The organism is Luteolibacter rhizosphaerae (genome assembly GCF_025950095.1).
Classification (GTDB): Bacteria; Verrucomicrobiota; Verrucomicrobiia; order Verrucomicrobiales; family Akkermansiaceae; genus Haloferula; species Haloferula rhizosphaerae.
Genome location: NZ_JAPDDR010000002.1, coordinates 245543 through 265251, shown reverse-complemented (window position 1 = coordinate 265251; position 19709 = coordinate 245543). Strand labels below are relative to the sequence as shown.

The window sequence follows — 19709 nt, the reverse complement described above, 5'->3', positions numbered from 1 at the left end:
AACAGGTAGCGAGGGAAAAAGCCCGGCGGCGCGAGGCGATTTCCCCTTGATACTTGCTACCCGCTACTCGCTACTCCCTCCCGCCATGTCCGCCGACGCGCAGCACACTCTCGCCTCTCCTGCCACGCTTGAAGGAACCTCGCTCCACACGGGAGCCAAGGTCACCCTGACCCTGAAGCCCGCTGCCGTGGATCACGGCTTCAAATTCCGCCGCGTCGATCTGCCGGACCAGCCCTTCATCGATGCCGATGCCGACAAGGTGAAGACCGTCGAGCGCGCGACCACTCTCGCGGAAGGCTCCGTGAAGGTCCACACCGTGGAGCACGTGCTCTCCGCCCTGACCGGCATGGGCGTGGACAATGCCATCATCGAAATGGACGCGAACGAGCCGCCGATCGGCGATGGCTCGGCCCGTCCCTTCGTGGAACTGATCAAGAAGGCCGGGATCGCGCCACAGGATGCCCTGCGCAAGGTCTGGGAAATCCGCGAGCCGATCCACCAGGAGAGCGGCGACGGCACCCTGATCACCATCGTCCCGAGCAAGACCTTCCGCGTCTCGGTGACGAATGTCGGCCCGGACGGCCGCTTCACCCAGTATTTCTCCGCCGAGGTGAACCCGGAGACCTACGAGAAGGAAATCGCCCCGGCGCGCACCTTCGTTTACTACGAGGACGTGAAGCCCCTGCTCGACAAGGGCCTGATCAAGGGCGGCTCGCTGGAGAGCGCCATCGTGATCCGCGGCGAGCAGGTGATGACCAAGGAGCCACTGCGGTACACGAATGAATTCGCACGGCACAAGGCGCTCGACGTCATCGGCGACCTGATCCTCAGCGGCAAGCGCATCCTCGGCCACGTCATCGCCGTGAAGCCCGGCCACGGCCCGAACTCGAAACTGGCAGCCACGCTGAAGCGCGAATACGCCCGCGTGCGCTCGCTGGCCGCGCCCTTCCAGCTTCCCACCGGCGAGACCGTCCTGGACATCAATGACGTCCTCAAGATCCTGCCACACCGCTACCCCTTCCTGATGGTGGACCGCATCATCGACATGGTCGGCGATTTCAAGTGCACCGGCGTGAAGAACGTGACGGTGAACGAACCCTTCTTCCCCGGCCACTTCCCCGGCCACCCGATCATGCCGGGCGTGCTCCAGCTCGAAGCGATGGCGCAGGTCTCCAGCGTGCTGATGCTGCGCAAGCCGGAGAATGCCGGCAAGATCGGCTACTTCATGAGCGCGGACAACGTGAAGTGGCGCCGCCCGGTCCTGCCCGGCGACACGCTCTACATCGAGTCCGAAGTCATCAAGATCCGCGGCAGCATCGGCCAGACGAAGTGCCGCTGCTTGGTCAACGGCGAGGTGGCTTCGGAAGCGGAACTGAAGTTCGCGCTGGTGGGGCAGTGAGTGCCTTGGCTAAGGAGCGGGGACCTTGCTGTCCCCGGAAGGGTCCCTAGGAACTGCTTCGCCCGCGCGGTGCCAGCGACAGCAAGGTCGCTGCTCCTCATTCGCCCAAGCCCGATCCGCTTCTTGATTTCCGCGCGGTAGTTTCTCAGCAACCGTTAGAAAACACCCCCATCCGCCGATCCACCGACTTGTTCGGCGCATCGGGCAGTGGCCTTGCATGGGGATTCTTGATTTCCGCGAGCTTGGTGGCCCCGCATTCGATCAAGCAGGCCATGGCCAGCTCGTGCTCGCGGTCGAAGTAGGAGGTGATAACGAGCACCCCGCCGGGCTTGAGCGCCGCGAGGGCATTTCGGAAGAGCACGAGCCAAGTGGCGGGATCGTGCCAGTAGTTCTGGTGGCGGATGAAGACGAGGTCGAAGGGCGGGAGCTGCTTCATCCTGTCGGTGCGGGAGGCATCCCCGGCGCGGAAGTCGAGCTGCCAGCCAGGCGGGGCCGCGGGGAGCCAACGGGACTTCGCCTCCGCGATCTCCACGGGCCGCAGGTCGATCCCGAGATAGAACAACTCCAAGGCCAAGGGTGCCACCGCTGATAGAAGAACCCCGGACTCGTCGGCGCGACCGCAGGCGAGATTGAGCACCGCCGGAGCAGTCGGCGGCGTCCATGCGGCGCTGCGCAGGCCGAGGCCGAGCAGCTCGCGCAGGCGCTGGAGATCTTCGGCGATGCCGGGGTAAGTATAGGGGATGGCCGGATTCACCGCAGCGCCAGTGAGTTCCCCCGGAGGACGGAATTCAAGTTTGTGTTCCCGGCAAGTGCTTGTTACTTCCCTCGCTTTCCCCTCCCAAACCTGAGCCACATGGTCCCAAGCACGTCGCCCGTACGCCCCGTGGATGCCTCCTTGCAGGCATCGATCGCCCACATCGCCGATCAATTTGCGATCGAGGGGGAATTCGTCCACGGCGAGGAGATTGAAAGCGGACACATCAATTCGACCTACCGGGCGACCTTTGAAACGCCGAATGGCGGACGCCAGCGCTATATCCTGCAGCGGATCAACGAGCGAGTCTTCAAAGACCCCGTCGCCGTGATGCGGAATGTGGAATGCGTGACCCGGCATATCAACTGGAAGGTCCTGCGCGTGAAGAAGGACCTCGGCGGGCAGACGCTCAGCCTGTACCCCGGCCGGGGCGGTCGTTCTTGGGTGATCGGGCCGAACGGCGGCGTCTGGCGCTGCTACAACTCGATCGAGGGCTGCGTGACCTACGACATCATCGAGAACACACGGCAGGCCTACCAAGCGGCCCGTGCCTTCGGCTCCTTCCAGGACTTGGTCAGCGACCTGCCCGCGAGCGAGATCGAGGAAACCATCCCGGACTTCCACCACACCCGGAAGCGCTTCGAGCGGCTGATGCGGGTGGCGGATGCCGATCCGCACGGCCGGGCCGGAGCCGTGGGTGAGGAACTGGAGTTTGTGCGCCGCCGGGAGGACTCCGTGGATGTCGTGCTGGACCTGCTCTCAACCCACCAGATTCCGCGCCGGATTACCCACAACGACACGAAGATCAATAACGTGATGATCGACGCGGACAGCGACGAAGCGGTCTGCGTGATCGATCTGGACACGGTCATGCCGGGCGCCTCTCTCTACGACTTCGGCGATTTGATCCGGACCGCAACCACTCCCGCCGCGGAGGATGAGCAAGATCTCTCGAAGGTGGTCATGCAGATGCCCATGTTCGAGGCACTGGTGGACGGCTACATGGATGCCGCGAACTCCTTCCTGAACGACGCGGAGGTGGAGCACCTCGCCTTCAGTGGCAAGCTGATCACCATGGAGACCGGCATCCGTTTCCTCACCGATTTCTTGGAAGGCGACGGCTACTTCAAGATCCATCGCGAAGGCCACAATCTGGACCGCGCCCGCACCCAGTTCAAACTCGTGGCGGAGATCGAGCGGCAGCAGGAAGCCATGGAGAAATTCGTGCGCAAGGTGCGGCGCGGACGATGAAGTTTGCACATCGTACACGCGGGGAAGTGCAGGCTGCATGGCCAGCGCTCCAGACCGCGAGCTGAGGGCTGGCGAAATGTCTGAGGAATCAAGCACTTCAGTGCGAAGGCCCGCCTTGGTATGCCGCGGGCTAGAGCGCGCGCATGATTTCCTTCCGCAGCGCCTTCAAGTCCGCGTTTTCCCGCATCCTCTTCCGCAGAAGCCGGCCGGCCCGACACTTCAGACGTGTGCGCATGTTCAATCTGGCGCTTGCGGGAATGGCGATGCTGGCGATCGGAGGGCAAAGCGAGGCCGGGGAGCTGGCCACCACACCCTTCGAGCCCACGCCCATCAAAATCGCGGTGGACGACGTCCCAAAACCAACGCCGGACAATAGCCCCAGCAAGCGCCCGAAGATCGAGCCGGTGCCTGAAACCGCGACGCTCCAAGCCCCTGCGGGATTCAAAGTCACCCTGTTCGCCGAAGGAATGAAGCAGGCACGTTGGCTCGCGCTCACACCGGATGGCGACGTATTGCTGGCGCAGAGCCGGGAGGAGAAGATCTCGATCCTCCGGGACACGAATGGCGACGGCAGTGTGGACTCCACGACCACCTTTGCCGACAAGGGGAACGGCGTGAATGTTCCCTTTGGTATGGCCTTCGTGGATGGATACTTCCTGTTAGGAAACACCAACGAGGTGCGGCGTTATCCGTGGAAGAGCGGCCAACTCAAGCTGGACGGCACCGGCGAGCAAATCACCGAGTTGCCGGGAGGCGGCTACAACCAGCACTGGACCCGCAACGTGATCGCGGCCCCCAAGGGCGACTGGATCTACGTCTCCGTCGGCTCGCAATCGAACGTGGACGTGGAGGAAGACCCGCGCGCCGCCGTCCTCAGGATGCGTCCGGACGGAGCCGACCGCACCGTGTTCGCACGCGGCCTGCGTAACCCTGTCGGCTTGGCCATCCACCCGGCGAGCGGCGAGCTCTATGCAACGGTGAACGAACGCGATCGCTTGGGGGATGACTTGGTCCCCGATTATCTCACCAGCGTGAAAGAAGGCGGCTTCTACGGCTGGCCGTACGCCTACCTGAAACCGGAAAATCTCGATCCGCGGCGCATGAAGGATGGCAAGAGTGAGCGCCCCGATCTCGCGGAGAAGACGATCACCCCGGAAGTGCTGTTCCAAGCACACTCCGCCGCTCTTGGCGTATGCTTCTCCAGTGGCGACAAGTTTCCCGGGAAGTATCGCAAAGGGGCCTTCGTTGCCTTCCGAGGAAGCTGGAACAGGAATGCAGGCACGGGCTACAAGATCGTCTTCGTGCCTTTCGATCAGAACGGGAAGCCCCAAGGCCACTACGAAGACTTTGTAAAAGGATTCCTCATCGACGAATCGGAGCCGAGCACCTGGGGTCGCCCCGTCGGCGTGCTGATGCACACCGACGGCAGTCTGCTTTTCACCGAGGAAGAGAACGGTCGGATCTACCGGGTGAGTTACAGCGCTCAGTGACTGGTGCCGGTCATCTTGAGGCCGACGATCGCAACCAGCAGCAGGACCAGGAAGAAGGCGCGGGCGAGCGTGAAAGGCTCACCATGCAGGATCACCGCGGCCAGCGCTGCCCCCCCCGCACCGATTCCCACCCACACGGCATAGGCCGTACCCACGGGCAGATTACGGACCGCCGCGGCGAGTAGCCACATGCTCGCGATGAGCGTCACGACCACGAACAGCGAGGGCCACAAACGCGTGAAGCCGTGAGTCGATTTCAGTCCCGTGGCCCAACAAACTTCGAGCAGGCCGGCAATAATGACGAGTATCCAGGAATTCATGATGCACCTTGATTGAGGTTCAGGTGCGTCGTCTTTTCCTTAACCGGGTACGGCGCGTCTCGTCCGGGCGGCGGGAAAGAAGCACTGCCGGCAGAGTGAGTCAAGAGCCTCCTGATTGGAAAAAGGTCGTGAACCTACTTAGCTCGGCGCATGAGGCGGATCAGCCGGGGCGACCCGGCGGTGTCACCTCGGGCTTGGGGAGTGGCCTGGCATGGACCTCCCTTCGGATCTTCTCGATATCGACGGTCTGAAGGTACTTCCGGATGCCCGGGAAAATTCGCGCATGATGCCCGTGCTTCGGCTCCATCAGTTCCTCGATGGCCTTCTCCCGGGTCCAGTTCTGCACCACCATGCGATACATCGCCACCACCGCGCCGGTGCGATCCGAGCCGTGGTAGCAGTGAATGAGCACGGGCTTCTCCGCGGAGACGAGGATCCGGAGCGCCTTCACGATCTCCTCGTCCTTGATCTCACCGGCACGCATCGTGATCTGGTGGAACTTGAAGCGGGAGGCGACGTCGTTGTCCGGATGCCAGTCGCGCAAGGTAAGCACTTCGCCAATGCCCTGCTTTTCCAAGAGATGGAAATGGCTGTGGGTCGGCTGCGCGGAACGCCAGATCTTCGCATCCACCTGATGCAGGTTCCGCACGTTTGCACAGGCGCTGAGCAGCACGGCGGCGAGAATGGCAATCGGAGCTTTCCCTATCATGTTTCCGAGCATACCCACCAAGCGGGCATGGACAAGCAAGTCATGACACGCAACGCGGAGGGGCAGGAGGCTGCCGATCACGTGGTCGTGGAGGAACCGCTACAGATCACGGTGGATGGTCGTCCTGTTGCAGTGACCATGCGCACGCCCGGCCACGACGAGGAACTCGCACTCGGTTTTCTCCGCACCGAAGGCGTGATCACCGCGGCGGATCAGGTCCGCAAGATCGATCTCGAAGCGAAGGACAATCACGCGCTGGTCTTCTTGGCCGATGGGGTGGAAGTGAACTTCTCGCGGCTGACGCGCCATGTCTTCGGGGCATCCTCCTGCGGCCTCTGCGGAAAGGCCACGATCGAAGCGGTCCGGGAGCAATTACCGCCCTTGAGAGACCCAGCCAGTTTCCCGCGCGAGGCCCTGCTGCGTGCCCCGGAGCTCATGGCCCGGGAGCAATCCACCTTCGCGCGAACCGGCGGCCTGCATGCCGCCGGGATCTTCGGTAGCGATGGTACGATGCACATCGTACGTGAGGATATCGGCCGCCACAACGCCGTGGACAAGGTAACCGGCTGGGCCCTGCGCTCCGGGACGGATTTATCGCGGTGCTTCCTGCTCGTCTCGGGCCGCGTCTCTTTCGAGATCATGCAGAAGGCTTTGGCCGCAGGCATCCCCTTGGTCGCCGCCATTTCCGCTCCCTCGTCTCTCGCGATCGAGTTTGCGAAGGAATCGAACCAAGGCCTCGTCGGCTTCCTGAGACCGCCGGGCTTCAAGCTGTATGCAGGACGAATCGAGTGATCTCTCTTCCTTCTCGCCAATCGCGACCGGACAAACCATGATGTCTCCATGTGTTGCTTCAGCGGAAACGTCGATTATGTGCTCGGAACACGCATCCATGCCCGCATGCTCTCGCCGGGCAGGCAGGCGGTGGCCTATCAGATGGTCTTTTCCGCTGCGGACGACTTGGCGATGATCTTGCCCCTACCGGTGGCGAAAGACACGGGAGAGGATGCCGTGAATTTCATCGATCTTTCGGAGTATCCCAAGTTCTTCAACGACCTTCGCAGCGGATTTCCACGCACACTACTGCGCACCCGGCCCGTGCCAGCGGATGCCAACGGCCCATTCGCCGGTGACACCACCTTGGAGGTGAAGCGCGTCGGCGCCTTCGAGGCTTCTTACGTGCCGACGGTGAAGGACTTCACGCGCTTGGACGAACGCTTCCGCCTCGATCCGGAAGTTTGGAAATCGCTCCCCCAGTATGCCGACCACGGCTTTGCGGTCTTCAAGCTCCGCAAAGGCGAGCAAGAGGTGCATCCCATGGCCTTCAGCTTTCCCACCCGGCATCAAGGAGGCCTCTTCTTCCCCACCGTGCACATTCACGATGGTGAGGTCCACGCCGAGGAAGACTTTGATCATGCATTATACTGCCAAGTGCAGCACACCGGCCTCTTCGCCATGACCAAGTGGACCGAGAGCGAGAAGCTCGCCTCCACCTTCATGCAATCCCACAAGGCCAAGGGCCTCCTCGATCCCGGCGGCCACGTCTACCGCCTGCGCCTGAAAGGAAAGCTGAAGAACGAGGACATCATTCTCGGTGCGGCATGATGCTGATCTCAATGCTCTTGCTCGCCGGGGTATTGCTGCCCTCCGCGACATGGCCGACCGGCACGAGCACGTTCGCCTCCGGGAAGTAGGCCGCAGCCATCCCGCGCGGCATCTCGTAGGGAATCGCTCGGAAGCCTCGCAAATGGCGCTCGCCGTCGCGCCAATGGCTGGTCACGTCGATGCGCTCGCCGGGCTTGATTCCCCTCTCGGAAAGATCTTCCGGGCTCAGGAACACGATGTCGCGCATGCCGGAGATTCCCCGGTAACGATCGTTAAGTCCGTAGACCGTGGTATTGAACTGATCGTGGCTGCGAAGCGTCTGGAGCAGCAGCCGGCCGGGAGCGGCTTCGAAGGCATCCAGCGGTGCCTGCGAGAAGTTCGCCTTCCCGCTCGTGGTGTTCCACACCCGCGTCTTCGCCGCATTCGGCAGGTAGAAGCCACCCGCTTGGCGCACCCGCTCGTTGTAACTCTCGAATCCCGTGACCACCGCTTCGATCCAAGTACGGATCCTATCGTAGTCCTCCGCCAGCCAGCGCCAGCGCACATGCCCTACATCTCCCAGCACCGCCTCGGCAAGCCGCGCCACGATCTCCGGTTCGCTGAGCAGCACCTCCGAAGCCGGCGCCAGATTGCCCTGCGAGGACTGCACCACGCCCATCGAGTTCTCCGTGGTCACGAAACGCCCTCCATCCTGTTCGCTGCGGCCCAAGCACGGCAGGATCAGCGCACGCCGGCCATGGATGAGATGGCTGCGATTGAGCTTGGTGGAGACGTGGCAGGTGAGCCGGGTCTTGCGCAGGGCTTCCGCGGTGAAGGCGCTGTCCGGCGTCGCTTGGGCGAAGTTCCCGCCGAGCGCGAAGAACACTTTCCCGCTGCCTTCATGCATCGCCAGGATCGAGGCCACGGTATCGAGTCCATGCTCGCGCGGGATCTTCACGCCCGCCTGCTTCTCCAGCGCCGCGAGGAAACTCTCCGGCATCTTCTCGAAGATCCCCACCGTCCGGTCACCCTGCACGTTGCTGTGCCCGCGCACGGGACAAAGGCCCGCACCGGGGCGACCCACTGCCCCCAGCAGCAGGTGCAGGTTGGCGATTTCGCGGATCGTCGCCACCGCATTTCGATGCTGGGTCAGCCCCATCGCCCAGCACGTGATCAGCTTGCGCTCGCCACCAACCAGCGCCGCACCAAGCTCCTCCATCTCCGTACGGGAAATACCGGATAACCTCTCGATCTCCTCCCACGGCGTCCCCTCCACCAAACTACGATATTCACCGTAGCCGGATGCGTGCTCCGCGAGAAAATCCTCATCCGCGCCCCAAATCTCCAGCACCGCCTTCGACAAACCGCGGAACAAGGCGAGATCACCGTTCACCTTCACCTGCAGGTAGGTCGAGGCCAACGGGGTCGGCCTGCCGAGGATGCCGCGCACATGCTGAGGATGGGAAAAACCGAGCAAGCCCGCCTCCCGCAGAGGATTGATCGCCACCAGCTTCGCTCCCTTCGTCACCGCTGCCTCCAAGGTCGAGAGCATGCGCGGATGATTCGTACCGGGATTCTGCCCCACGCAGATGATCACCTCTGCCTCCAGAAAGTCATCCAGCGTCACCGTCCCCTTCCCAACCCCGATGGAGTCCTTCAGCGCCAGCCCGCTCGACTCGTGGCACATGTTCGAGCAGTCCGGGAGATTGTTTGTTCCGAAAGCCCGCGCGAAGAGCCCGTAAAGAAAAGCCGCCTCGTTGCTCGCCCGTCCCGAGGTATAAAAGATCGCCTCATCCGGCGAATCGAGCGCCCGCAGCTCATCCGCCAGGATCGCGAAAGCCTCGTCCCAGCTCACCGGCTCATAGTGGCTCGCGCCCTCCCGGAGCAGCATCGGTTCCGCCAAGCGCCCTTGCAGGTCATGCCAAGCGTCCGTCTGCGCCATCAGGTCCGCCACCGAATGCTCCGCGAAGAACTCCCGCCCGATCGTCTTCCGCATCGCCTCGGATGCCACCGCCTTCGCCCCGTTCTCGCAGAACTCCGCCACCGCGCGATCCCTATCCGGGTCCGGCCACGCACAACTCGGGCAATCGAATCCACCCACCTGATTCAGCTCCAGCAGCGCCTTCGTCCCCCGGCCCACCCCGTCCTTGCCGAAGACGTGCTTCAGCGAAGCCAGCACCGCCGGTATTCCCGCCGCACTCTCCTTCGGCCTGTGAAACTCGCCGGGCTCCTTCGCGCTCATCATGATCAAGCTAGCTGAGCGCTATCACGGTGCAAACAGGAAGCGCGTGGGCTGGCAATCCTACTTCATGCGCCCCACCACCCAATCCGCGATCAACTTCAAGGCTTCTTCATCCATCATCACCGGCGGCGGCAGCTTCACGTAGTTCTGGGGAAAGCCATCGGCATCCCGCACGAAGAGATGATTCAGCTCCGGCAGTACCCGCGCCGTGACATCGGTATTCCCTCCCGCCCTGAAGGCCGCTTCTTGCAAAGCGACTTGGCCAGGCTGCGCCTGTTGATCCCGCTCACCCGTCAGGATCAACACCGGGGTCATCACCCGGCGCATGGTGGCGGCCGGATCGTAGGTGAGGAAGAACCGCATCCACGGATCGGCCGCCATCATTCCCTCGATCTTCTGCGGGATCGCCGCGATCAGCGACTCGCGCTCACCGACGGAGAGATTCGCATCACGCTCGTAGCCATTCTTGATCTGGAACTGCAGCGCACTGCGCGGCGGCTCCGCCACTCCGGCGAGCAGCACGATCGCACGCAGGCCATGCTCTTTCTCCGCCACCATCGGCGCGATCACCGCGCCCTCGCTGTGGCCAATGACGCCGAGACGATCGCTCCGCACCTCAGGCTTGGAACGCAAGTAAGCCAAGCCAGCCCGGATGTCCTCCGCGAAATCGGCGCTCGTCGAACCCCTGAAATTACCTCCGGACGAGCCCGTGCCGCGGTCATCCATCCGTAGCACCGCGATCCCGCGCCGTCCCAGCACATCCGCCACTTGCCGGAAAGGGCGGAACCCTTCCAAGCCAATCGCCTCGTCGCGATCCTGCGCACCGGACCCCGTCACCGTGACCATCGCCGCCACCGGCTGGGCCCGGCTCGCCGATTTGGGCAGGGTCAGCGTCCCCGCCAAGACATGCCCGGCCGGGGTCAGCACCTTTACCTCCTCCGCCGTGTAGGGCGCGCCATCAGGAGCCGAATAATCCGAAGCAGCCGCTTGGATCGTCGTCAGCGTCGCCGCGGCAAGCAATAGGCCCAAGGCAATCGCACCCGAATTCCTGCCGCTTTGTCCGATCACGCCGCAGATCCTATGAAACTCGGCAAAGGCTTCAAGGATCGCCTTGCTCCGGACCCCTGCCATGCTCAGAAAAGCGGGGGAAACAGGCAAGAAGCTTCGTCTCCGCATCGCTTACACGCCACATGGCACGCCTCCGCATGAACACCCGTATCCCATCCCTCCTGAGCTGCATGATCCCTTCGCTAGGTCTGGCGGCCGCGATCCAGTATCCGGACACGCGCAAGGCCGATGTCATCGACGAGCTCCACGGCACCCCGGTCCCGGATCCCTACCGCTGGTTGGAGGACGACAATTCCCCGGAGACCAAGGCTTGGGTCACCGCTCAGAACAAGGTCACGGAGGACCTGCTCTCCAAGATCCCGCAGCGCGCCGAGATCCGGAAACGTCTCGCGGATCTCTGGAACTTCGAGCGCACCGGCGCTCCTCAGGAGTTCGGCGGCAAGTGGTTCTTCTCCCACAATACCGGCCTGCAGAACCAATCGGTGCTCAAGGTTTCCGACTCCATCGACGGTGAGGGCCGCCTCCTGCTCGATCCGAACACTCTGTCCGAGGACGGCACCGTCGCGCTGGCGAACTTCACCCCCAGCGAGGATGGCAAGCTGCTCGGCTACTCGATCTCCCGCGGCGGTAGCGATTGGAACGAGATCCTCGTCCGCGATGTCGCCACCGGCAAGGACACCGGCGATCACCTGAAGTGGGTCAAGTTCAGCGGCATCTCATGGGCCAAGGACGGCAGCGGCTTCTACTATAGCCGCTACGATGCGCCCGCCGAGGGCGCCGCCCTCACGCAGAAGAACGAATACCAGAAGCTTTGCTTCCACAAGATCGGCACCCCGCAGAGCGAGGACGTGCTGATCTATGAACGCAAGGACCAGGCGCGCTGGGGATTCGGCGGCGGCCTCACCGAGGACGGCAAATTCCTCGTCATCCACGTGACCGAAGGCACCGACCCGAAGAACCGCTTTTTCTACAAGGATGCGAAGCCGGAAGCCAAGGTGGTCGAGCTGCTGGCGGATGCCGATGCCAGCTACGACTTCGTGGGCAACGAGGGTGACCTCTTCTTCTTCCGCACCGACCTGAAAGCCCCGCGCCACCGCGTGATTGCCATCGACGTGAAGAAGCCGGAGCGGGAGAACTGGAAAGAGATCATCCCCGAATCCAAAGATCTCCTCCAAGGCGTGACCATGGTCGGCGGCAAGATCGCATGCGAATTCCTGAAGGATGCCCGCAGGGTGATCACTCTCTACAATCTGGACGGCAGCAAGCTGCGCGATGTGGAGCTGCCGGGCATCGGCAGCGCCGGAGGCTTCGACGGGCGCAAGGAAGACAAGGAAACCTTCTATTCCTTCACCAGCTACACCGATCCCGGCGCGATCTACCGCTACAATCTGGAGACCGGGGAGAGCAAACTCTGGAAGAAGCCCGAAGTCGGCTTCGACGGCCCGGCCTACGAAACCAAGCAGGTCTTTGTACCCAGCAAGGATGGCACCAAGGTGCCGGTCTTCATCACCCACAAGAAGGGCATCTCGCTCGATGGCAGCCACCGTGTCCTGCTCACCGGTTACGGTGGTTTCAATATCAGCCTCAGCCCCGGCTTCTCGATCGGCCGCGCGGTCTGGCTGGAGCGCGGTGGCATCCTGGCCGTGGCCAACCTCCGCGGCGGCGGCGAGTATGGCAGCGAGTGGCACCTCGCCGGCACGCGCCTGCGCAAGCAGAACGTCTTCGACGACTTCATCGCCGCCGGCGAATGGCTGGTGAAGGAGAAGTACACGCAGCCCTCCAAGCTCGCCATCCAGGGCGGCAGCAATGGCGGCCTGCTGGTCGGCGCCTGCATGACCCAGCGTCCCGATCTCTTCGGTGCGGCCCTCCCCGCCGTCGGCGTCATGGACATGCTCCGCTTCCACAAGTTCACCATCGGCTGGGCTTGGGAGAAGGACTACGGCAGCGCCGAAAATCCGGAGGAATTCAAGGCCTTGCTACGATACTCTCCGTACCACGTCCTGAAGTCCGGCACGCGCTACCCCGCCACCATGGTCACCACCGCGGATCACGATGACCGCGTGGTGCCCGCGCATAGCTTCAAGTTCGCCGCACGCCTGCAGGAGTGCCAGGCGAAGGACGGCCCGCCGGTGCTGATCCGCATCGATACCAGCGCGGGCCACGGCGCGGGCACCGCCCTTTCCAAGATGATCGACCGCACCGCGGATGAGTGGGCATTCCTGGAGGCTAATCTGTAGTTTACCACGTTAAGTTACAAAACCGCCTTATCCACATAAGGCATAAGATACCTACCCATATGGGGTGGCCGATTATCGGCCACCCCATTTTCTTTTGCGCAGAATCGAGATCGAATTGCATTTCAGTGCATTCCCGAAAGCACTGATTGCCAGCACCTTAAGCTGTCATACATCTGGACGAAATCGCCGATTCTTCATCACCTTGTCTCACTTTCACCTCGCTTAAGCCACCTTGCCTGCAATCGTGAAAGCCCCGTGCTCCAAACCCGAGATGCGCGGCGAACCCATCACAGAACCCATGAACCCCGAATCGACCCGCACCCGCTTGGGTGCACTGGCCGCGGCTACTGTTGTCGCGACTTCCGCTGCCCTCACGGCCAATGCCGCTACTTATGCGTGGCAGAACACCGGCACTAACAATAACTGGAGCACCGCCCCCGCCGATACCAATTGGTTCATCGATGCAGGCACCACCTTGTCTCCTTGGACCGATGCCAATGCGGCGGTCTTCTCCGGAGCCACCGGTGAAACCATCGCCCTCACCGGCACGCTTGCACCCGCATCCACCTCCGTGAGCGATGCCGGCACATGGATCATGAACGGCACCGGCGTGCTCGGCGGATCCGGCACCCTTTCCAAAAGCGGCACCGGCACCCTCACGCTCTCGAATACGACTGCGAACACCTTTTCCGGCGGCACCACGATCACCGGCGGCACTCTCGCCATCGGCACCGGCGGTACCGGTGCGAATACCGGCACCGTCTCTGCCCTCGGCACCGGCAGCGTCGCAATCAGCGGCGGCGGCACCCTGAAGCTGTGGATCCAGAACTCCACCGCCTTCACCTACGCGAATGCCCTCAACATCGATGGCGGCAATGTCCTTAGCGAAGACGGCACCAATACCATCTCCGGCCCCATCACGCTGGGTACCGGCGGCGCCACGCTGCGTTCGAAGTGGAATGGCAAGAACCTCATCGCCACCGGCGTCATCTCCGGATCGGCACCAGTCACCATCGCGCGCTCCGCGGACGGTGCCGGCCACGCAGACTCCACGGTGATTCTGACCAACTCGAACACCTACACCGGCGGCACCACGGTAAACTCTGCCCAGCTCCAGCTCGGCAATGCCGTGGCCACCGACAAGGGCACCACCGGCGTGATCCGCGGCACGCTCACCGTGAATAGCCCCGGTGCCGCCATCCTCGGCTTCACGAATGCCCTCGGCTATGGCGCGGGTGTTAAGGTCGATACCTTCAACATCAATGGCGCCACCGTGAACCACACGGCGAACGGCGACAACGGCTGGGGCATCACCTACAACTTCACTGGTGGCACCCTGCAAACCACCGGCACCGGTCGTTTCTCGTTCGGTGGAGGCACTTCCGTCAACACGGCCGCCGCGCTGGCCCCTGCTTCGATCAACGGCAGCGTCTTCATGCGCGACAGCAATCCGGGTAACATCGTGCCCTTCAATGTTGCAGACGGGCAGGCGTTCGTCGATCTCGCGCTGAATGCGAATCTCACGATCGGCACGGGTGGGGCGGGCGTTGGCATTTCGAAGTCCGGGCCCGGAACCATGCTCGTGAGCGGGGCGGGTAACACCTTCACCGGGCCAACAAGCGTCAATGCCGGCACGCTGGCACTCGGAGCCACCGGCTCCCTTGCGAGTTCCCCCATGAGTGTGGCCGGCGGCGGTGCTTTCCGTATCGATAGCGCGGGGAAAACGCTGCCATCCCTCACCGCGGCCAATGGTTCCACGCTGATCCTGCCAGCCGTCCCCGGCGGGACCACCACGGTGACCGGAGCTCTGCATCTCGATAACGGTGCTACCATCAATGTTGCGCCCCTGATCACCGGAGCCACGGTCAATGGCACGTACGATCTCGTCACCGCCGGAAGCATCACCGGCAGCGGGACGGTGATCGCCTCTCCTGCCAGCGCCTTCGGCCCGACCCGCGTGGCCGGCACCGCTTCGGTCAGCGGCAACAAGCTTCGTTTCACCGTCACCACTCCTGGTGCCAGCCTCATCTGGAACAATGCCACTGCCGCCGGAGCCGCCATCGGAACCTGGGACACGAATCTCAGCGCCAACTTCAACAACGGCGGCAGCAACGATGTCTTCAAGGCGCTCGACTCGGTCACCTTCAACGACAGCGTCGCCGCAGGCACGGCCAAGACCATCAACGTGGCAGGAAGCGTGGCCCCGGCCGCCATCACGGTGAACAACAGCAATGGCGACTACACCTTGACCGCACTGGCAGCGAATGCCGGGCAGCTTGACGGAATCGTCGCACTCGGCAAAAGCGGCTCCGCGTCGCTCACGCTGGGAGCCAACCTGATCTATGGCTCCGCGGGAGGATCGGTCGCACTCAGCGGCGGCACTTTGAACCTCGGCGGAAAGGTGCTGCCCAGCCAAGCGGCCTTCACGCTGCTGGGTAATGCCACTCTCTCCAATGGCACGCTGCCAGTGGGAGGAAGCTCCTCGCTCCAGCAGGGCACCATCTCCGGCGTCCTTACCGGCGCAGGCAGCTTCACGAAAACCACCGCGAATACCGTGCTGATCACCGGAGCCACCAACCTCACCGGTGTCGGCACCGTCAGCGAAGGAACCCTGCAGGTCGGCAATGGCAGCAACGCTGGCACCTTGGGCACGCCTACCGTCACGATCCTTCCCGGCGGCACGCTTGCCTTCAACCGGAACGACACCGCCGTGCCCGCGATCACCGCGATCTTCAATGGCACCGGTGCGTTGCTCTTTAACGGCACCAACAACGGCACCAACGGCCAATCGAGCTACGGTCTGAACGGCAACAGCAGCGCCTTCGCCGGCACGGTCCAAGTCAACAACAGCCGCCTCACGCTCGATAACGCGAACGACGCCGGCACCGCACCCATCACCACCGGCACCAATGGCCAGGTCTTCGTGACAGCCGGGACGATCCCGAACCCGATGACGATCTCCGGCACCGGCTGGGGTGAAGCCGCAGGACAACTCGGCGCGATCCGCGCACAAGGCGGCACCCTCACCGGACCAATCACCCTGGCGGGCGATAGCCGCATCAGCACCCACAACGGCAGCTCCACCATCTCCGGTGCGATCGGCGAGGCCGGCGGCGCGCGCAACCTCGAGATCGGCGGCACCAGCGTGGCTACCAACCTGACCCTCAGCGGTGCCAATACCTACACCGGCACCACCACCGTGACGAACGGCACGCTGAACCTGCGTGGCAGCTTGGCAAACACGGCGGTCACCATCGCCACCGGCTCCACCCTCAGCGGGAATGGCAGCATCGGCGGTTCGGTGGCCTTCGCCAGCGGAGCCACCAATCTCGGCGTGAATCTCGCGCTTCCCGGCACCCTCTCCGTGGCCGGTGCCGCCAGCTTCGGCGGCACCACCACGGTGGCGCTGACTCCGAATGCCGGCGTCACCCCGGGCGGCACCATCACGCTGATGACCTATGGCTCCGCCACCGGCACCCCGGCGAACTTCGCGATCCAGAACCCCGCCAATTATCGCCAGGCCATCTTCAATGTCGGTGCCACCGCGCTGACCGTGGATATCGGCTCGCGGGCCCTGACTTGGACCGGCACCGGCGGCCTTGCCTGGGATATCGCCACCACCACGAACTGGACCGCGACTCCCTCGGGAGCGAATGGCTTCTTCCAGGGCGATGCCGTGAGCTTCACCGACGCCGCGGGCGCTGCAAATGCGAACGTGACCACGGCGGCGGCCTTGCTGCCTTCCACCGTCACCATCAACAACAGCACCACGGTGCCCTACAGCATCACCGGCACCGGCAGCATCGGCGGCGGCGCCTCGCTGGTGAAGAACGGCAACGGCACCGCGACGCTCAACCTCGTGATGAGCTACAACGGCGGCACGACCGTGAACGGCGGCACGCTCATCTTCGATGCGAACGGCCAGCAAAACCGCCAGCCGGCAGGGGCTCAGCTCACCGTGAACAACGGTGCCATCCTCCAGTTCCAAGGCGCGAATGTGGGCGGCACCGCAGCGAACTCGCTGAATGCGACCGTGAATGCGGGCGGCACCTTCCGCATCGTCTCCGGCGCCAGCCCCGCCACGAGCCCGTCCATCAACAGCCACGCCCATGTCAACAACCTGAACTTGAACGGTGGCACCCTGGAGCTTCCTTATGCGGGCACCGGCGTACTCTACAACGCGGAGTCGCTTCAATTCAACGGCACGCTCACGGTCGGCGGCAGCACGCCTTCCGCCATCACCTCGTCCGCGGATGCCGCCACCCACGGCTTCGCCCTCTCCGGCGACCGGACCTTCCTGGTTCCGGATGTCACCGGCAATTCCAACTCCGATCTGGTGATCACCGCCGAGCTTGAAAACAGCGATGCCGGTAACGGTGCCCTGACCAAGACCGGAGCGGGTACGCTGGAGCTCAGTGCCGTGAATAGCTACAGCGCGGGCACCACCATCAGCGCGGGGACCCTGCTCATCAACGAGGCCCTCAGCGGTAGCGCCACCGGCACGGGCCCGGTGACCATCGCTGCAGGAGCCAGCCTCACCGGCACGGTCGGATCCACGGGCATCATCCGCACCGGTGCCCTCACGCTGGCGGGTAACTACCGCACCGACATCTCCGGCTTCGATTCGGATATCCTCGAAGTCACCGGCAATATCAACCTCACCGGTGCCACGCTGAACGTGTCGGGCGCCGTGACCGAGGAATACTACGTGATCGGCAGCTACACCGGCACGCGCACCGGGAACTTCGCCACGCTCAACGGCGTGCCTCCGGGCTACTCGGTGTTCTTCGACGAAGGCATCCCCACGAACAAGCTGATCATCCTCGGCATCGCCACCGGCTATCAGGACTGGCTCGCGGGCTTCCCCGGTCTGAGCAATACCGCGGCAGAGGCTGATCCCGACTTCGACGGGCTCGCCAACATCCTGGAGTATGTGCTCGGCGGCGATCCGCGGATCGGCAACGGCTCGGTGGCTCCCACGCAGCAGATCAACGGGGCGAACTTCGTGGTCAGCTTCTCGCGCAACGATGATTCGGAAGCGGATGCCAACCTGACCCTTGAGTGGAACACCGACCTCGGTGCCACCTGGAACCAGATCACCATCCCCGGCGCCACCGCGGGCAATGTGACGGTCGTCGAAAACGGCGCGAGTCCGGACACCATCACCGTGACTATCCCCCGCAACGGCAACACCCGCATGTATGCCCGCTTGAGAGCCACGGAGAACTAAGAATCCCGGTCCATCAGGATCTTCCCATCACCCCCGTCGGCTCCTCCGGCGGGGGTGTTTCTTTTCCACCCATCGCCTCTGCTCGCGGTTAAACACTCCCGACCCCGAAGATCCGCGCCAGCTTCTCCGGATTCCTATGCGCATACATCCGCCCGATCTTACCGTCCTGCGGCTCGAACAAGAGCAAGTCCGTGATCTGCCCGTCCAGAATGTAGATCAATCCGTCCAAGCCATTGTATCTCACCTCCCGCACCTCCGTCGGGATCAAATTCCGCCGCGTCAGGCTATCGTACATCCGCGAAATACGATCGTTGCCGTAGATTGGCAGCAGCGCCGCCCGCACGATACCGCCACCATCCGAGTAAAGGATCGCCTCCGGCAACAGCAGCTCCTTCAAGGCCGCCAGATCCCCGCCGCGCGCCGCTTGCAGGAAAGCCATTGCCAGCCTCTTCCCCTCGCCGGGATCCACCTGATGGCGTGGTGCCTCGGCGCGCAGATGCTTCCGCGCGCGCGACGCAAGCTGACGGCAGGCCGCCGCATCCTTGGAGAGGAAATTTCCAATCTCCTCGAAGGACTCCCCGAAGACATCGTGCAAGAGAAAGGCCGCCCGCTCCAGCGGACTCAGGCGCTCCATCGCATGCAGCATCGCATAGGACACGTCATCGCTGCTCGCATCCCCCGGCTCCTCCGCAATCGGTTCGGGCAGCCACGGCCCGACATAGGTCTCGCGCTTCACCCGCGCCGACTTGAGCTGGTCCAGGCACAGCCGCGTCACCGTCTTGCCGAGGAAAGAGCGCGGCGAATCGACCTCTGCCAAGGGCACACCCGCCCAGCGCAGCCAGGCCTCCTGCACAATGTCATCGGCATCGGCGGAACTGCCCAGCATGCGATAGGCAAGCGAGTGCAGGAAGGAGCGTTGTTCCTCGAAGATCGTGGCGGAGTTCTCCATCATCATGCGGCGGCAGCGGCCGCCACAGGGTGAACCGCCCGGAACGATATCGCCAGACGATTCCAGATGTTGATCGTACCGATCAGCAGGGTGATCTGCACCTGCTCCTGCTCGGTGAAATGGCGGGAAAATTCCGCATACGCTTCGTCCGGCACCTGGCTCTGCGCCACCAGCGTTACCGCCTCCGTCCATGCCAGCGCGGCCCGCTCCTTCTCCGTGAAGAGCGGCGACTCCCGCCAGACACAGAGCAGGTTCAACCGTTGCTCGCTCTCCCCGCTCTTGCGCAAGTCCTTCGAGTGCATGTCCACGCAGTAGGCGCAGCCGTTGATCTGCGAGGCCCTCAGCTTGATCAGTTCCCGCAGATTGTAGGGTAGCTCGTTGGTGGTCACATGCTTCTCGAGCGCAAGCATGGCTTGGAAGGAAGCGGGGTCGGCCGTGTAGTGATTGATTCGTGATTTCATCTTCTGGTGAGCCGTCGG

General features: G+C 63.4%; 14 protein-coding genes and 1 riboswitch. Of the genes, 7 read left to right on the top strand and 7 right to left on the bottom strand.

Annotation, left to right across the window (positions count from 1 at the left end):
- Positions 1 to 85: 85 nt before the first annotated feature.
- Positions 86 to 1399, top strand: coding sequence for a bifunctional UDP-3-O-[3-hydroxymyristoyl] N-acetylglucosamine deacetylase/3-hydroxyacyl-ACP dehydratase (locus OJ996_RS04145; RefSeq protein ID WP_264511477.1), 1314 nt, complete (start codon positions 86 to 88; stop codon positions 1397 to 1399).
- A gap of 145 nt (positions 1400 to 1544) precedes the next feature.
- On the opposite strand, the gene OJ996_RS04140 is transcribed toward OJ996_RS04145, so the two are convergent.
- Positions 1545 to 2153, bottom strand: coding sequence for a class I SAM-dependent methyltransferase (locus OJ996_RS04140; RefSeq protein ID WP_264511475.1), 609 nt, complete (start codon positions 2151 to 2153; stop codon positions 1545 to 1547).
- Positions 2154 to 2282: 129 nt separating this feature from the next.
- Between OJ996_RS04140 and OJ996_RS04135 the strand changes: the two genes are divergently transcribed.
- Positions 2283 to 3404: a phosphotransferase enzyme family protein gene (locus OJ996_RS04135; protein WP_264511473.1), complete on the top strand. Its 1122-nt coding sequence runs from the start codon at positions 2283 to 2285 to the stop codon at positions 3402 to 3404.
- A 143-nt stretch (positions 3405 to 3547) separates the two neighbouring features.
- Positions 3548 to 4894, top strand: a complete 1347-nt coding sequence (locus OJ996_RS04130) for a PQQ-dependent sugar dehydrogenase (protein ID WP_264511471.1) — start codon at positions 3548 to 3550, stop codon at positions 4892 to 4894.
- Here OJ996_RS04130 and OJ996_RS04125 read toward each other — a convergent pair.
- Positions 4888 to 5214, bottom strand: a complete 327-nt coding sequence (locus tag OJ996_RS04125; RefSeq protein WP_264511469.1) for a DMT family transporter — start codon at positions 5212 to 5214, stop codon at positions 4888 to 4890. The genes OJ996_RS04130 and OJ996_RS04125 overlap by 7 nt on opposite strands.
- A 22-nt stretch (positions 5215 to 5236) precedes the next feature.
- A riboswitch (guanidine-III (ykkC-III) riboswitch) is annotated at positions 5237 to 5302 on the bottom strand.
- A gap of 72 nt (positions 5303 to 5374) precedes the next feature.
- On the bottom strand, positions 5375 to 5923 hold the full coding sequence (locus OJ996_RS04120; RefSeq protein WP_264511467.1) for a fused DSP-PTPase phosphatase/NAD kinase-like protein: 549 nt from the start codon (positions 5921 to 5923) through the stop codon (positions 5375 to 5377).
- 27 nt (positions 5924 to 5950) lie between these two features.
- Between OJ996_RS04120 and fdhD the strand changes: the two genes are divergently transcribed.
- Both fdhD and OJ996_RS04110 read left to right on the top strand, forming a co-directional pair.
- Complete coding sequence (fdhD, locus tag OJ996_RS04115; RefSeq protein WP_264511465.1) at positions 5951 to 6715, top strand: formate dehydrogenase accessory sulfurtransferase FdhD; 765 nt, start codon at positions 5951 to 5953, stop codon at positions 6713 to 6715.
- Between the two features lie 48 nt (positions 6716 to 6763).
- Complete coding sequence (locus OJ996_RS04110; protein ID WP_264511463.1) at positions 6764 to 7525, top strand: hypothetical protein; 762 nt, start codon at positions 6764 to 6766, stop codon at positions 7523 to 7525.
- On the opposite strand, the gene OJ996_RS04105 is transcribed toward OJ996_RS04110, so the two are convergent.
- Together OJ996_RS04105 and OJ996_RS04100 are read right to left on the bottom strand one after the other, a co-directional pair.
- A complete protein-coding gene (locus OJ996_RS04105) occupies positions 7506 to 9746 on the bottom strand; it encodes an FdhF/YdeP family oxidoreductase (RefSeq protein WP_264511461.1) in 2241 nt (746 codons plus the stop codon). The two genes, OJ996_RS04110 and OJ996_RS04105, sit on opposite strands and share 20 nt — an antisense overlap.
- Before the next feature lie 60 nt (positions 9747 to 9806).
- Positions 9807 to 10877 carry an alpha/beta hydrolase family protein gene (locus OJ996_RS04100; protein WP_264511459.1) on the bottom strand — a complete coding sequence of 357 codons (1071 nt, stop codon included), beginning with the start codon at positions 10875 to 10877 and terminating at the stop codon, positions 9807 to 9809.
- 74 nt (positions 10878 to 10951) lie between these two features.
- Here OJ996_RS04100 and OJ996_RS04095 point away from each other — a divergent pair, with 74 nt between their 5' ends.
- Complete coding sequence (locus OJ996_RS04095; protein ID WP_264511457.1) at positions 10952 to 13051, top strand: prolyl oligopeptidase family serine peptidase; 2100 nt, start codon at positions 10952 to 10954, stop codon at positions 13049 to 13051.
- Between the two features lie 298 nt (positions 13052 to 13349).
- Positions 13350 to 18281 (top strand): beta strand repeat-containing protein, encoded by a 4932-nt coding sequence (locus OJ996_RS04090; RefSeq protein ID WP_264511455.1) that lies wholly within the window; start codon positions 13350 to 13352, stop codon positions 18279 to 18281.
- Between the two features lie 88 nt (positions 18282 to 18369).
- Here OJ996_RS04090 and sigJ read toward each other — a convergent pair whose 3' ends face one another.
- Together sigJ and OJ996_RS04080 are read right to left on the bottom strand one after the other, a co-directional pair.
- Positions 18370 to 19236, bottom strand: a complete 867-nt coding sequence (gene sigJ, locus OJ996_RS04085) for an RNA polymerase sigma factor SigJ (protein ID WP_264511453.1) — start codon at positions 19234 to 19236, stop codon at positions 18370 to 18372.
- Complete coding sequence (locus OJ996_RS04080) at positions 19233 to 19691, bottom strand: carboxymuconolactone decarboxylase family protein (RefSeq protein ID WP_264511451.1); 459 nt, start codon at positions 19689 to 19691, stop codon at positions 19233 to 19235. Before OJ996_RS04080 ends, sigJ begins: the two co-directional genes overlap by 4 nt.
- Positions 19692 to 19709: the final 18 nt, after the last annotated feature.

What these genes read in the sequence shown, in the direction of transcription:
- OJ996_RS04145 (WP_264511477.1), top strand. Translation starts at nt 86, where the DNA reads ATGTCCGCCGACGCGCAGCACACTCTCGCCTCTCCTGCCACGCTTGAA.
- OJ996_RS04130 (WP_264511471.1), top strand. Translation starts at nt 3,548, where the DNA reads ATGATTTCCTTCCGCAGCGCCTTCAAGTCCGCGTTTTCCCGCATCCTC.
- OJ996_RS04125 (WP_264511469.1), bottom strand. Translation starts at nt 5,214, where the DNA reads ATGAATTCCTGGATACTCGTCATTATTGCCGGCCTGCTCGAAGTTTGT.
- OJ996_RS04120 (WP_264511467.1), bottom strand. Translation starts at nt 5,923, where the DNA reads ATGATAGGGAAAGCTCCGATTGCCATTCTCGCCGCCGTGCTGCTCAGC.
- fdhD (WP_264511465.1), top strand. Translation starts at nt 5,951, where the DNA reads ATGGACAAGCAAGTCATGACACGCAACGCGGAGGGGCAGGAGGCTGCC.
- OJ996_RS04110 (WP_264511463.1), top strand. Translation starts at nt 6,764, where the DNA reads ATGTGTTGCTTCAGCGGAAACGTCGATTATGTGCTCGGAACACGCATC.
- OJ996_RS04105 (WP_264511461.1), bottom strand. Translation starts at nt 9,746, where the DNA reads ATGAGCGCGAAGGAGCCCGGCGAGTTTCACAGGCCGAAGGAGAGTGCG.
- OJ996_RS04100 (WP_264511459.1), bottom strand. Translation starts at nt 10,877, where the DNA reads ATGGCAGGGGTCCGGAGCAAGGCGATCCTTGAAGCCTTTGCCGAGTTT.
- OJ996_RS04095 (WP_264511457.1), top strand. Translation starts at nt 10,952, where the DNA reads ATGAACACCCGTATCCCATCCCTCCTGAGCTGCATGATCCCTTCGCTA.
- OJ996_RS04090 (WP_264511455.1), top strand. Translation starts at nt 13,350, where the DNA reads ATGAACCCCGAATCGACCCGCACCCGCTTGGGTGCACTGGCCGCGGCT.
- sigJ (WP_264511453.1), bottom strand. Translation starts at nt 19,236, where the DNA reads ATGATGATGGAGAACTCCGCCACGATCTTCGAGGAACAACGCTCCTTC.
- OJ996_RS04080 (WP_264511451.1), bottom strand. Translation starts at nt 19,691, where the DNA reads ATGAAATCACGAATCAATCACTACACGGCCGACCCCGCTTCCTTCCAA.